The following is a 13205-nucleotide window of genomic DNA, read 5'->3' as shown; positions in this document are numbered from 1 at the left end:
ACGCTGCGGTTTCGCGACGGGCGGAACGGACATAAAAAGGGGCTGAAAGCCTTGAGCCAAATCGCATTCTGGGGGGCCGTCGAGCTCGGCCTGGTTTATTCTTTCGTCGCTCTCGGGGTCTATCTCGCCTTTCGAGTTCTGGATTTTCCCGACCTGACGGTCGATGGCTCCTTTCCGCTTGGCGCGGCGGTGACGGCCGTACTGATCATTGCCGGCGTCAATGCCTGGCTTGCGGCTCTGATCGCCATGGCGGCCGGTGCCGCTGCGGGCATGGTGACGGCGCTGCTCAACGTGCGCTTCAAGATCCTCAACCTGCTCGCCTCGATCCTGACGATGATCGCGCTGTTTTCCGTCAATCTGCGCGTGATGGGCAAACCCAATGTCGCCCTCATCAATGCCGACACGATGATCAGCCCGTTCTTCGGCCACGGCCTTCGCGATTTCTACGTGCGGCCGCTCTTCGTCGGTGTTCTGGTGGTCATCGCGCTCATCCTGGTCTGGCGTTTCCTGGAAAGCGATGCGGGGCTGGCAATGCGGGCGACCGGCGCCAATGCAAGGATGGCGCGGGCCCAGGGCGTCGATACCAGCCGGCAGATCTATCTCGGCATGGCGATCTCGAATGCGCTGGTGGCGCTCGGCGGCGCGCTGTTTGCCCAGACCAACGGCTTTGCCGACGTCACCTCGGGCGTCGGCACGATCGTCGTCGGTCTGGCTGCCGTCATCATCGGCGAGACGCTGCTTGGGCGCCGCGGTCTGCTGATCGCGTTGATCGGCTGCGTGCTCGGCTCGATCCTCTATCGCATCGCGATCCAGCTGGCGCTTTCGAGCGACGTCATCGGCCTTCAGGCGTCCGACCTGAATTTCGTCACGGCGATGCTGGTGACCTTTGCGCTCATTCTTCCCCGACTTCGTCGAGGTGCCGCATCGTGATCAGTGTCAAGGACATCAAGGTCGTTTTTGGACGCGGCACGCCGCTGCAGAAGCAGGCGCTGAACGGCGTCAGCCTGACCATAGAGCAAGGCTCTTTCGTCACCGTCATCGGCTCCAACGGCGCCGGCAAATCGACGCTGCTCGGCGTGCTCGCCGGTGACGTGCTGCCGAGCGAAGGGCAGGTGCTGATCGGCAAGAACGAGGTGACGCGCAGGTCGACGGCGGCCCGCGCCGGTCTGGTCGCGCGCGTATTCCAGGATCCATTGACGGGAAGCTGCGGCGCATTGTCGATCGAGGAAAATCTCGCGTTGGCTGCCCGTCGCGGCGAGAAGCGCGGGCTTGCGCCGGCGCTCGGTGGTATCAGGCGCGACTATTTCCGCGAGCGGATTGCCGAACTCAATCTCGGCCTGGAAAACCGGCTGAAGGACCGCATGGACTTGTTGTCCGGTGGGCAGCGGCAAGCTGTTTCGCTCGTCATGGCGACGCTGGCGGGCTCGGAAGTGCTGCTGCTCGACGAACATACGGCGGCACTCGACCCGGGCATGGCGGAGTTCGTGATGAACCTCACGCAGAAGATCGTTACCGAGCGCAAGCTGACGACGATGATGGTGACACATTCCATGCGCCAGGCGCTGGATTACGGCCATCGCACGATCATGCTGCACGGCGGCGAAATCGTTCTCGACGTGGCAGGAGACAACAGAAAGAACCTGCAGGTTGAAGATCTGATCGCCATGTTCCGCAAGATGCGCGGCCAGACGCTGGATGACGACGCCCTGCTGATCGGCTAACGCCGACAGCGCGCTGATCGGCTGATGCCGACAGCGTGCTGATCGGTTAGACCGGCCGCGTGCTGATCGGCCGATCAACGTGCCTGGGTGAGCAGGATCTTCGCGGCGAAGACCGAGAAGACGCCGGCGAAGGTGTAGTCCATGCCGCGCAGCACCTTCTTGTTGTTCTGCAGCCAGGAGGCCAGCCAGTCGGCGGCAAAGACGATGCCGGCGTTGATCGGCATGCCGATCAGGATGAAGCAAAAGCCGAGAAAGAGCAGCTTTTGGGTGACGGCTGGATCGCCGGCGCTGACGAATTGCGGCAGGAAGGTCATGAAGAAGATGATGACCTTGGGGTTCAGAAGATTGACCCAGAAGCCTGACGAAATGTTCGAAAGTGGCGTGCCCTTCTGCTCCTCGACCTTGGCGACGATGAGCTTCGAGCCGAAGCGGACCGCCTGCACCGCCAGCCAGAGCAGATAGGCGGCACCGCCGGTCTTCAGGATCAGGAAGGCGGTCGGCGATGCGGTGATCAGCGCCGAAATTCCGAAAGCGACCAGCATGGTATGGACGACGATGCCGAGGCTGGTGCCGACGACAACGAAGAGAGCCGCCTTCTTGCCCTGGGCGAGCGCGCGGCTGATCGACAGCGTCATATCGGGGCCTGGGGTCGCCGCGAGCAGCAGCGTCGCGGCGGCAAAGGCCAGAAGGGTCGGCAGGCTGGGCAGAAAATCCATGACACACTCTGAAAGCCGGAAAGGATCTAAAGCATGTTGCGCAAAAGTGTGTAGCGGTTTTGCGACAACGACATGCGTAAAAACAAAGACCTAAAGCGCGAGGAGCGATTCCGAAAGACCGCGACGCGCTTTAGGGACCTCTTAACCAGCTTTCAGAAAATTACCAATCAAACCTTGTGATGGGGCCTATTACTTCTGTTCGAGGAAGGCCTTGAACTTGTCGGCGTAGTCCTTGTGCCAGCGTGACAGCGGCGGACGGTTCTCAATGATGTCGCCGGCCGCCCAGGCCATCCGGCGTTCGTCGACCGGACGCGCCACATCATTGTCGGGGCAGAGAATATAGAAATCGCCGCGTTCGAGGCTTTCGACCATGAAATCGATGGTTTGTTCCGGCGTCCAGGCAGCGGCCGGTTTTTCCGCGCGGTCGCCCTTGGTGAGGCCGGTGAAGACGAAGCCCGGGATCAGAAGATGGGCGGAGATCTTTCCGCCTTCGGTGTTGCGAAGCTCATGCTGCAGCGCTTCGGTGAAGACTTTCACACCAGCCTTGGAGATGTTGTAGGCGGGGTTGCCGGGTGGCGTGGTGATGCCCTGCTTGGAGCCGGTGTTGATGATCAGGCCCGGCTCGCCGTGCGACAGCATCTTCGGGCCGAAGGTGCGCGTGCCGTTGATCACGCCCATCAGGTTCACGGCGAAGATATTGTCCCAGTTCGCCTGTGGGCTGAAGATCGAGGTTTCCGGGCCGATGCCGGCATTGTTCATCAACACGTGCACACGGCCGAAGCGCTGGAGCACGGCGCGCTCGAGAGCTTCCAGCGAATCTCTGCTGGCGACGTCGGTTTCGACCGCCATCACATTTTCCTCGCCGGCAATGGCCTTGAGTTCATTTGCGGCGTCGGCCAGCCGATCGCCGCCAAGATCGGCGATGGCGACGCTCATGCCACGTCCGGCGAAATATTTCGCCGCGGCAAGACCGATGCCGGAGGCGCCGCCGGTGATGACGGCAACATTGGATTTTCTGAAAATGTCTTGAATATTCGTCACGGGGCAACCTCTCCTCGAGCATTTGCGGACGCTGGCGAATATGGGCTCCGCTTTCGCCCTGTCAAACGCTATCGGCACCATCAGCGTCGCAGTTGCCCTTGCGTCACGCGCCAATCTCGCTAAAAGTGCCGCGACACCGGGTTTTGCCGGGCCTTTTATGCAACGGACCTCATCATCATGGCATCGTACAAAGACGTGAAGAAAGTCGTTCTCGCCTATTCCGGCGGCCTCGACACCTCGATCATCCTGAAGTGGCTGCAGACGGAGCTCGGCGCCGAAGTCGTCACCTTCACCGCCGATCTCGGCCAGGGCGAAGAGCTGGAGCCGGCGCGCAAGAAGGCCGAGATGCTCGGCATCAAGGAGATCTACATCGAGGATGTGCGCGAGGAATTCGTGCGCGATTTCGTCTTCCCGATGTTCCGCGCCAATGCGGTCTATGAGGGCGTCTACCTGCTTGGCACCTCGATCGCCCGTCCGTTGATTTCCAAGCATCTGATCGATATCGCCAAGAAGACCGGCGCCGATGCGATCGCCCACGGCGCGACCGGCAAGGGCAACGACCAGGTCCGTTTCGAACTCTCCGCCTATGCCCTGAACCCCGATATCAAGATCATCGCGCCGTGGCGCGACTGGTCGTTCAAGAGCCGCACCGATCTGCTGGCCTTTGCCGAGCAGCATCAGATCCCGGTTGCCAAGGACAAGATGGGCGAGGCGCCGTTCTCCGTCGACGCCAACCTTCTGCATTCCTCTTCCGAGGGCAAGGTTCTCGAGGACCCCTCCAAGGAGGCGCCTGAATATGTGCATATGCGCACCATTTCGCCGGAGGCGGCACCCGACAAGGCGACGACCATCAAGGTCGGCTTCGAGAGGGGGGACGCGGTTTCGATCAATGGCGTGCGCATGAGCCCGGCGACGCTGCTGGCTGCGCTCAACAATTACGGCCGTGACAACGGCATCGGCCGTCTCGACCTCGTCGAGAACCGCTTTGTCGGCATGAAGTCGCGCGGCGTCTATGAGACACCAGGCGGCACCATCTTGCTTACGGCGCACCGCGCCATCGAATCGATCACGCTCGACCGGGGTGCTGCCCATCTCAAGGACGACATCATGCCGCGTTATGCCGAGCTGATCTATTACGGCTTCTGGTTCTCGCCGGAGCGCGAGATGCTGCAGGCGCTGATCGACAAGAGCCAGGAGCATGTCGAAGGCGAAGTGACGCTGAAGCTCTACAAGGGCAATGTCATGGTCATCGGCCGCGAAAGCGATAAGTCGCTCTATTCCGACAAGCTCGTCACTTTCGAGGACGATCAGGGCGCCTACGACCAGAAGGATGCGGCCGGCTTCATCAAGCTCAATGCGCTCCGCCTGCGCACGCTCGCCAAGCGCAACCTCGCGAAATAATCACGGTTCGCCTTCGAACCGGATATCAGCCCGCCGGCAATTTTGCTGTGCGGGCTTTTTCACGGAACACGGCAGCAAATGCCACCAACCTCTCAGAGCATTCTAGATGACCGGACTGCACCAACAGCGGATATCGTGGCTGCCCACTGTTGGGCGATGGGGTGAGTTCTTCAAAGCTTCGCCGACCGCAATCCTACATTTTTGAGTAGGAAGCTTGGCCCTCTCAAATGGAGCGCTGGAAGTTTCGCATCTCCGCAAACACGGGAAAAAATCGTTCCTTTATAATATCGAGGCCATGTGGAACAACATCACCGATCCTTGCCTCGAAATCATAGTCATCGAATGTGTCCCTGCCGTGTCTCCGTATCGAGCCCGAAATCTCCTTTCCACCCCGATCAACATTGTAACGAGTTGATTGATGAGCATCGGGCTCATTGAACCGGCGTTTGATGAACTCGCATTGAAGCCCGATCAAAGCTGCCGACTGGTATCGGCTCTCTAGAAAAATGGCCACAGATGCTGCTCCGTAAACTTCACGCTCGCCGCCCGCGATCTGGATAAGCGCACCACTCGCATTCGGGTGTGTGTATACCTTTGAGATAAGATGTAGGTTCTGAACGCTTGGACGATCGGCCCATGGTCCATAAGTCGACCTGATGTGCCGAAAACGTCTCAATCGGGTTTCGGGATCATGACCAGGAATATCACGTTCATAGAAACCCAAATTGAAGCGATGGACCGCTCTGGTAATCTCTATCCTGTCAAAGAGACCTAAGTCGTTAGCCTCCCGCCAACCGTCAAACCTCAGATGATCGAAGGTTGTCCCGAGATAATTTTGGCCCGCAGACAACATGATTTCTACGGCGCTCTCGAAAGCTGTTATCTCTGTATTTGAGAGGTCCTTATAATTCGGCTGTTCGCTATCCGTGGGCCGATATCGCAGCACAGGCTCATAAGGTTTTTGATGTTTCTTCAACTCGGCCAACCGCCTCAAAGTCCTTTCGGCCTCTGCTCTGTCCATCACGTTTTCCTCTAATGGGGGTTCCAGACGCAAGACCGTGGGGACGGCCAGAAGTCTTGTCGTCTGGTGCTTACCAAAAGTACAAGTATTGACTCAGGGAACCGCATGGGTCGATTTTCAAAGCCGATAGTCAGTTCAATCTACCAATGCTGAATATTATTTTCGCTAAAGATGCACCTTAAAATTGTCAGCCTTCGCGAGAGGTTTGCGCTCGACTTGGCATACATATGAAGTTGTTGCTTAAGCCAGTCCATTGAGGCGGTGGACGGAAGCTGCCGACCCGCGATCATCATGGTAATGTGCCCAATGTTCACTTGGGGCCGAAAGCTGCCGCCGGTAGCATTTGTCACCTAATCCCGCTTTTGGGGACCGGTAACCATACTTGACGAACGCCCGTGATCGCTTAGTCTGCCGTCATCATCCTCCGGAGCATTTCCATGACGCAGTCTTTGCTCTTCGGCGCCTTTCTGGCGGCGCTCTTCTACGTGCTCATTCCGGGACCCGCCTTCCTGCAGCTGCTCGGCATCGGCGCCGGGCAGGGGCGCAAGGCCGGCGCCTTCTTCATGATGGGGCATCTGGTTGGGGATCTCATCTGGTCATCGTTGGCGCTGATCGCGATCGTCGGCGCAAAGACGATCGGAACCTTCGTCTTCGACCTGCTCGGCCTTGCCTGCGGCTTCTACCTCGCCTGGATCGGCTGGAGCGCCGTCAATGCCAAGCCGAAAACGGAGGGGCAGGCGCTTGTTGTGGTCGAGCGGCCGTTTCGCCGCGGTCTGATCTTCGGCGTCACCAATCCGAAGGGTTATCCGGTGGCGCTCGCCACGTTCACCGCACTCGTAGCAGGCTCGGCCGGAGCGATCGATTTCGAGGCGTTGCCGGTGCTTCTCGGCGTGTCGTTCGTCGGTTTCGTGACGGCCGACATCATCCTGATCGGCATCATCGGCGCCGGTACGGTGCGGCGCTTCTATCGCGCCCATGAGCGGCTGATCGTGCGCTGCTCCGGCGTGCTCTTCATGGGATTTGCCGCCCAGGCGCTCTGGCACGCAACGCCCGGCCTGCTCGGCTGGCGCAAAGCCTGACCTAGAGCGCGTCGCGATCTTTCAGCTTCGCTCCTCACATCATACTTTTCGGCGTCACGCCGATCAGCCGTCCAGGAAGCTGACGATCGAGTTCAGCGTCTGGACCTCGTCAGAATCGCCGATCGACATGGCGACCTGCAGCTGGTTCTTGTAATAATCGAGGAAATTGAAGCTGGTGCCGTCGGTGACGCTGGAGAGATCGACGATGTTGCCGAGCGGATCGATCGCATGCATTGGCAGCGGTTCGGAGATCGCGGCGTAGGTGTTCTGATCGATCAGGCCGCTGTCGAAACTCTGGCGTGCATAATTGCGCAGTTCTCCCGCGCTGACCGCGGTGAAATCCGGGCCTTCGCCAACATCGTCTTCGATCTGGAACGAGGCCGGGGCGGGAGCTCTGGTCTCGATTTCAATATCAGAGGTCTTCGAACTTTTTGCGTTATTGGGATTGTTTTTAAAAAGCAAACTCTGAGAAGACCGCACAGAAAAAATTTCCATGACGCATGTCCCCTTACAAGAAGAACATCAGGAAACTAGCGCCTGCGCCTGATTCGCGTCAATCGTTAACGATTGGTTAATTTTCACGTATCAATTGTTGTCCATCAGATTTGACAGGCGTCCGCAAGATTGGCAGGCGAGGCAAAAGGCCATCCCGGCAACATACCAATTCTGTGACGGCTCTCCTATATTGACGATCCATCTGCATGCCAAAAGGAATTCTCCGATGTCTTCTCCACATGATTTCAATCCGGCGCTGGTGACCTGGGACGGTCTTCACGGTCTGCCGCGTTTCGATGCCTTAGATGACGGCGATTTCGCCGCCGCCTTCGAAGCCGCGCTTGCCGCGCATGAAAGGGAGATCGACGAGATTGCCGGAAACGGCGATGCGCCGACATTCGACAATACGGTCGTGGCGCTGGAGATTGCCGGCGACGCACTGTCGCGCGTTTCGGCGCTGTTCTGGAACAAGGCAGGCGCGCATACCAATGATGTGATCCAGGCGCTGGAGCGGGAGATCTCGCCGAAGATGTCGCGCCACTATTCGAAGATCGGGATGAATGCAGCGCTTTTCGCCCGCATCGACACGCTCTGGGAGAGCCGCGAGAGCCTTGGCCTGACGCTCGAACAGACACGCGTGCTGGAACGCCACTGGAAAGGTTTCGTCAAATCGGGCGCCAAGCTTGACAAGGCCGAGCAGGAAAAACTCGCCGCGATCAATGAAAAGCTTGCCGGCCTCGGGACGCAATTCGGCCAGAACGTGCTGGCCGACGAGAAAGCCTGGGCGCTGGTGCTTTCTGATGGAGCCGAGCTCGACGGGCTGCCGGAATTCCTGCGCGATGCAATGGCTGCGGCGGCGCGCGAACGCGGCGAGGAGGGCAAATATGCAGTGACGCTGTCACGCTCGATCATCGAGCCGTTCCTCACCTTTTCGGAGCGTCGCGATCTGCGCGAGCAGGCTTTCAAGGCGTGGGTGGCGCGCGGCGAAAATGCCGGGGAGACGGATAACCGCGCCGTCATCAAGGAAACGCTGGCGCTGCGCCATCAGGTGGCGACGCTGCTTGGCTACGGCAACTTTGCCGAGCTGAAGCTCGACAATACGATGGCGAAGACGGCGGAGGCCGTGAACGGCCTGCTCAAGTCCGTCTGGGCGCGGGCGGTGAAACGCGCCGGCGAGGAGGAGATCGATATCGCGGCACTGATCGCCGAAGAGGGCCGGAACCACGAGGTGATGCCCTGGGATTGGCGCCACTATGCCGAAAAGATCCGCGCACGGAAATTCGATTTCTCCGAGGCCGAGCTCAAACCTTATCTGCAGCTCGAGAAGATCATCGAAGCCTGCTTCGACGTGGCCGGCCGGCTGTTCGGCATCCGGGTCGTGGAGAAGAAGGGCGTGGCCGCCTATCACCCGGATGTCAGAGTGTTCGAAATCAGGGACCGCGAGGACAAGCTCGTCGCCCTGTTCCTCGGCGATTATTTCGCCCGCAGTTCGAAACGATCAGGCGCCTGGATGAGTTCGCTGCAATCGCAGCACAAGCTGGAGCTGAAGAACGGCCGCCACGGCGAATTGCCGATCATCTACAATGTCTGCAACTTCGCCAAGCCGGCGGAAGGCAAGCCGGCGCTGCTGTCGCTCGACGATGCGCGCACGCTGTTCCACGAATTCGGCCATGCGCTGCACGGCATGCTTTCTAATGTCACCTATCCCTCGGTTGCGGGCACCGGCGTTTCGCGCGATTTCGTCGAGCTGCCGTCGCAGCTTTATGAGCACTGGCTGACGGTGCCCGATATTCTGAAGCGCTATGCCGTGCATGTCGAAACCGGTGAACCGATGCCGCAGGCCCTGCTCGACAAGGTGCTTGCCGCCCGCACCTTCAATGCCGGCTTCAATACCGTCGAGTTCACCTCGTCGGCGCTTGTTGATATGGCGTTTCACACGAGAACGGCCGTCGAGGATCCGATGGCGGTGCAGGCCGAGGTGCTGGACGAGATCGGCATGCCGAAGTCGATCGTCATGCGCCATGCGACGCCGCACTTTCAGCACATCTTCTCCGGCGGCTATTCGGCCGGCTATTACTCCTACATGTGGTCGGAGGTGCTCGACGCCGACGCCTTTGCCGCCTTCGAGGAGACGGGAGACGCCTTCAACGGCGAGATGGCGCGCAAGCTCAAGGACAATATCTATTCCGTCGGCGGTTCGGTCGACCCGGAAGACGCCTACAAGGCCTTCCGCGGCAAGCTGCCGAGCCCGGATGCGATGCTTGTCAAAAAAGGACTTTCGACCTTCGAGGAATTGACAGGCAGCGACGCCTAAGACAATTTGATGACATGCCATGATGCGGCGGGGCGACAGCCTTGCCGCAGCTTTTGCGCGTTCCCCCCTTTCGCAAACGCAAAAAAAACTGTATGGACGCCCCAAACTAATAGGCGCGTCCTCCAGAGCGTGCGCCCCAGCATCAGAGATTTCACATATGTCACTTCGCAATATCGCGATCATCGCGCACGTTGACCATGGCAAAACGACCCTGGTGGATGAGCTTCTCAAGCAGTCCGGCTCGTTCCGCGAAAATCAGCGTGTCGCTGAACGCGTGATGGACTCGAACGATCTCGAAAAAGAACGCGGCATCACCATTCTCGCCAAGGCGACCTCGGTGGAATGGAAGGGTGTCCGCATCAACATCGTCGACACTCCCGGCCACGCCGACTTCGGCGGTGAGGTCGAGCGCATTCTCTCGATGGTGGATGGCGCGATCGTTCTCGTCGACTCCTCTGAAGGCCCGATGCCGCAGACGAAGTTCGTTGTCTCGAAGGCGTTGAAGGTCGGTCTTCGTCCGATCGTCGCGATCAACAAGATCGACCGTCCGGATGGCCGCCACGAAGAAGTCATCAACGAAGTTTTCGATCTTTTCGCCAATCTCGACGCCACCGACGAGCAGCTCGACTTCCCGATCCTCTACGGTTCCGGCCGCGACGGCTGGATGAACGTCAATCCGGAAGGCCCGAAGGATCAGGGTCTTGCGCCGCTTCTCGACCTGGTGCTCAAGCACGTTCCGGAGCCGACCGTCCACGAAGGTCCGTTCACGATGATCGGTACCATCCTCGAAGCCAACCCCTTCCTCGGCCGCATCATCACCGGTCGCATCAATTCCGGTTCCATCAAGCCGAACCAGGCCGTAAAGGTTCTCCACGCCGACGGCAAGACGATCGAAACCGGCCGTATTTCCAAGATCCTCGCCTTCCGCGGCATCGAGCGCACGGCGATCGACGAAGCGCATCAGGGCGATATTGTTGCGATCGCCGGCCTTTCCAAGGGTACGGTCGCCGACACTTTCTGCGATCCCTCGGTCACCGAGCCGCTGCAGGCGCAGCCGATCGATCCGCCGACCGTCACCATGTCCTTCATCGTCAACGATAGCCCGCTGGCGGGCACCGAAGGCGACAAGGTGACCTCACGCGTCATCCGCGACCGTCTCTTCAAGGAAGCGGAAGGCAACGTCGCCCTGAAGATCGAAGAAGCCGAAGGCAAGGATTCGTTCTACGTGTCCGGCCGCGGCGAACTTCAGCTCGCCGTTCTCATCGAGACCATGCGTCGCGAAGGCTTCGAACTTGCCGTGTCGCGTCCGCGCGTCGTGATGCACAAGGATGAAAACGGCCAGCTTCTGGAGCCGATCGAGGAGGTCGTCGTCGACGTCGACGAAGAACATTCCGGTGTCGTCGTGCAGAAGATGTCCGAACGCAAGGCCGAAATGGTCGAGCTGCGTCCGTCGGGCGGTAACCGTCTTCGCCTGCGTTTCTACGCACCGACCCGCGGCCTGATCGGCTACCAGTCGGAGCTGCTGACGGATACGCGCGGCACGGCGATCATGAACCGCCTGTTCCACGACTACCAGCCCTACAAGGGTGTGATCGGTGGCCGCGTCAACGGCGTGCTGCTCGCCAATGCTCCCGGCGAAGCCGTCGCCTATGCGATGTTCAACCTGGAAGATCGCGGCCCGATGATCATCGAGCCGGGCGAAAAGGTCTATGCAGGCATGATCATCGGCATCCATTCGCGCGACAACGACCTTGAAGTGAACGTGCTGAAGGGCAAGCAGCTCACCAACATCCGCGCCGCCGGCAAGGACGAAGCGGTGAAGCTGACGCCGCCGATCAGGATGACGCTTGATCGCGCGCTCTCCTGGATTCAGGATGACGAGCTGATGGAAGTGACACCGAAGAATATTCGTCTGCGCAAGATGTATCTCGACGCAAACGATCGCAAGCGTTTCGAAAAAACGAAGGCGGCGCTCTAACAGCCATTCAAACTGCGACAGCATCTTGCGGCTCTCGAAAAGAGGCGCGACGCTGGAGAGAAATCCTTCAAAACCCCGGCCTTCGCGCCGGGGTTTTTTATTGTGCGCCGCGTCGATTCCGTCTTGTGACAATCGTTAAAAAAGCGTTAACTTTTGATCGTCGTCCACATATCAAGTCTGTGGGCAATCAACCGGGATGCGACATCGCATATGGTTAATTGCCTCTAGCGGGACCAGAGTAAACGTTATGAAGACGTTGTCGATCGATGTCCGGCGGGCCGAGCCGCAAGACGCCCGAGCCATATCGGAAACACACAGGCTTGCCTGGCAACACACCTATGCCGGCATCATTCCACACCGCGCACTGACGCAGATGATCGAGCGCCGCGGCGAAAGCTGGTGGCGCAAGGCAACGCGCGGACCGGCGACGCTGCTGGTTCTCGATGTTGCCGGGACAGTCGCCGGCTACGCGACGCTCGGCCTCAACCGTGCCCGCGCTCTGCCGCAAGAAGGCGAAATTTACGAGCTTTATCTGCGGCCCGAGTATCAGGGCATCGGCCTTGGCAGGATGCTGTTCGGCGAGGCGCGCCGGCTCTTGAAGTCGCTCGGCTGCAACGGGCTGGTCGTCTGGTGCCTTGAGGAAAACGAGACCGCCAGCCACTTCTATCGCCACCATGGCGGCGTCGATTTCTGCGAAGGCATGGAAAGTTTCGACCACAGGCAATTGAAGAAGATCGGCTTCATCTGGAGCTGAACGGCCTCGTCGACGTTCGCCTACTCTTATGAGAAACTTCTGATGCGGGTGCGCCGCTGCGGTGGGCATTGCCGACGAGTCATGTTGCGTTGCCGCATAAAACCGATTATCTGGCTGCCAGCACAGTCAACCTCGCGGGAGTTTTTTATGCGCATCGACGCCATTGCAATCGGTCATAATCCACCTGAGGACGTCAACGTTATCGTCGAGGTTCCGGTCGGCGGTCATCCCATCAAGTATGAGATGGACAAGGAAGCCGGCACGCTGGTGGTCGATCGTTTCCTCTACACGCCGATGACCTATCCCGGCAATTATGGTTTCGTGCCGCACACGCTGTCGGAAGACGGCGACCCGATCGACGTGCTGATCGCCAGCACTCGCCCGCTGGTTCCCGGCTGCGTCATCAATGTGCGCCCGATCGGCGTCCTGAAAATGGAAGACAATTCCGGCAAGGACGAGAAGATCATTGCCGTGCCGTCGCCGAAGCTGACGCTGCGCTATGAGAAGGTGAAGGACTTCACCGATCTTCCGGAGATCACGCTGAAGCAGATCGAACACTTCTTCCAGCACTACAAGGATCTGGAGCCCGGCAAGTGGGTGAAGATCTTCGGCTGGGGCGACTCTAGGGAAGCAGGCGAACTCATCCTCGAAGCCGTCGAGCGCGCCAAGAAGACGAAAGGCTGAT

Annotated in this window: 12 protein-coding genes; 8 read left to right on the top strand and 4 right to left on the bottom strand. The window is 59.4% G+C overall.

Annotated elements, in window-relative coordinates; all coding sequences use genetic code 11:
* The first annotated feature begins 51 nt into the window (after positions 1–51).
* Together N2600_RS21270 and N2600_RS21265 are read left to right on the top strand one after the other, a co-directional pair.
* Positions 52–930 carry an ABC transporter permease gene (locus N2600_RS21270; protein ID WP_017966209.1) on the top strand — a complete coding sequence of 293 codons (879 nt, stop codon included), beginning with the start codon at positions 52–54 and terminating at the stop codon, positions 928–930.
* The gene (locus N2600_RS21265) at positions 927–1721 is read left to right on the top strand and encodes an ABC transporter ATP-binding protein (RefSeq protein ID WP_162116886.1); all 795 of its coding nucleotides are present in this window, start codon (positions 927–929) and stop codon (positions 1719–1721) included. The genes N2600_RS21270 and N2600_RS21265 overlap by 4 nt, the downstream gene beginning before the upstream one ends.
* Positions 1722–1795: 74 nt before the next feature.
* On the opposite strand, the gene N2600_RS21260 is transcribed toward N2600_RS21265, so the two are convergent.
* Together N2600_RS21260 and N2600_RS21255 are read right to left on the bottom strand one after the other, a co-directional pair.
* Entirely contained in the window at positions 1796–2437 is a 642-nt protein-coding gene (locus N2600_RS21260; protein ID WP_222384423.1) for a LysE family translocator, read from the bottom strand.
* Positions 2438–2626: 189 nt separating this feature from the next.
* The gene (locus N2600_RS21255; protein WP_222384424.1) at positions 2627–3478 is read right to left on the bottom strand and encodes an SDR family NAD(P)-dependent oxidoreductase; all 852 of its coding nucleotides are present in this window, start codon (positions 3476–3478) and stop codon (positions 2627–2629) included.
* A 177-nt stretch (positions 3479–3655) separates the two neighbouring features.
* Here N2600_RS21255 and N2600_RS21250 point away from each other — a divergent pair, with 177 nt between their 5' ends.
* Positions 3656–4879: an argininosuccinate synthase gene (locus N2600_RS21250; RefSeq protein WP_222384425.1), complete on the top strand. Its 1224-nt coding sequence runs from the start codon at positions 3656–3658 to the stop codon at positions 4877–4879.
* 223 nt (positions 4880–5102) lie between these two features.
* On the opposite strand, the gene N2600_RS21245 is transcribed toward N2600_RS21250, so the two are convergent.
* Positions 5103–5900: a hypothetical protein gene (locus tag N2600_RS21245; protein ID WP_260297327.1), complete on the bottom strand. Its 798-nt coding sequence runs from the start codon at positions 5898–5900 to the stop codon at positions 5103–5105.
* A gap of 437 nt (positions 5901–6337) precedes the next feature.
* Between N2600_RS21245 and N2600_RS21240 the strand changes: the two genes are divergently transcribed.
* Complete coding sequence (locus N2600_RS21240; RefSeq protein WP_222384427.1) at positions 6338–6979, top strand: LysE family translocator; 642 nt, start codon at positions 6338–6340, stop codon at positions 6977–6979.
* A gap of 63 nt (positions 6980–7042) precedes the next feature.
* On the opposite strand, the gene N2600_RS21235 is transcribed toward N2600_RS21240, so the two are convergent.
* Positions 7043–7474: a hypothetical protein gene (locus N2600_RS21235; RefSeq protein WP_222248967.1), complete on the bottom strand. Its 432-nt coding sequence runs from the start codon at positions 7472–7474 to the stop codon at positions 7043–7045.
* Between the two features lie 226 nt (positions 7475–7700).
* Between N2600_RS21235 and N2600_RS21230 the strand changes: the two genes are divergently transcribed.
* The 4 genes from N2600_RS21230 to ppa all read left to right on the top strand — a co-directional run bounded on the left by N2600_RS21230 (position 7701) and on the right by ppa (position 13204).
* Complete coding sequence (locus N2600_RS21230) at positions 7701–9788, top strand: M3 family metallopeptidase (RefSeq protein ID WP_260297326.1); 2088 nt, start codon at positions 7701–7703, stop codon at positions 9786–9788.
* Between the two features lie 157 nt (positions 9789–9945).
* Positions 9946–11766 carry a translational GTPase TypA gene (gene typA / locus N2600_RS21225; protein ID WP_017966219.1) on the top strand — a complete coding sequence of 607 codons (1821 nt, stop codon included), beginning with the start codon at positions 9946–9948 and terminating at the stop codon, positions 11764–11766.
* A gap of 247 nt (positions 11767–12013) precedes the next feature.
* Positions 12014–12520 carry a GNAT family N-acetyltransferase gene (locus N2600_RS21220; protein WP_017966220.1) on the top strand — a complete coding sequence of 169 codons (507 nt, stop codon included), beginning with the start codon at positions 12014–12016 and terminating at the stop codon, positions 12518–12520.
* A 147-nt stretch (positions 12521–12667) separates the two neighbouring features.
* On the top strand, positions 12668–13204 hold the full coding sequence (gene ppa, locus N2600_RS21215; protein WP_026154361.1) for an inorganic diphosphatase: 537 nt from the start codon (positions 12668–12670) through the stop codon (positions 13202–13204).
* The last annotated feature ends 1 nt before the right edge of the window (position 13205 follow it).

This window comes from Rhizobium sp. WSM1274 (assembly GCF_025200775.1).
GTDB lineage: Bacteria > Pseudomonadota > Alphaproteobacteria > Rhizobiales > Rhizobiaceae > Rhizobium > Rhizobium leguminosarum_I.
This window is presented reverse-complemented; position numbering and strand designations above follow the sequence as displayed.

What these genes read in the sequence shown, in the direction of transcription:
- N2600_RS21240 (WP_222384427.1), top strand. Translation starts at nt 6,338, where the DNA reads ATGACGCAGTCTTTGCTCTTCGGCGCCTTTCTGGCGGCGCTCTTCTAC.
- N2600_RS21245 (WP_260297327.1), bottom strand. Translation starts at nt 5,900, where the DNA reads ATGGACAGAGCAGAGGCCGAAAGGACTTTGAGGCGGTTGGCCGAGTTG.
- N2600_RS21230 (WP_260297326.1), top strand. Translation starts at nt 7,701, where the DNA reads ATGTCTTCTCCACATGATTTCAATCCGGCGCTGGTGACCTGGGACGGT.
- typA (WP_017966219.1), top strand. Translation starts at nt 9,946, where the DNA reads ATGTCACTTCGCAATATCGCGATCATCGCGCACGTTGACCATGGCAAA.
- N2600_RS21220 (WP_017966220.1), top strand. Translation starts at nt 12,014, where the DNA reads ATGAAGACGTTGTCGATCGATGTCCGGCGGGCCGAGCCGCAAGACGCC.
- N2600_RS21250 (WP_222384425.1), top strand. Translation starts at nt 3,656, where the DNA reads ATGGCATCGTACAAAGACGTGAAGAAAGTCGTTCTCGCCTATTCCGGC.
- N2600_RS21260 (WP_222384423.1), bottom strand. Translation starts at nt 2,437, where the DNA reads ATGGATTTTCTGCCCAGCCTGCCGACCCTTCTGGCCTTTGCCGCCGCG.
- ppa (WP_026154361.1), top strand. Translation starts at nt 12,668, where the DNA reads ATGCGCATCGACGCCATTGCAATCGGTCATAATCCACCTGAGGACGTC.
- N2600_RS21235 (WP_222248967.1), bottom strand. Translation starts at nt 7,474, where the DNA reads ATGGAAATTTTTTCTGTGCGGTCTTCTCAGAGTTTGCTTTTTAAAAAC.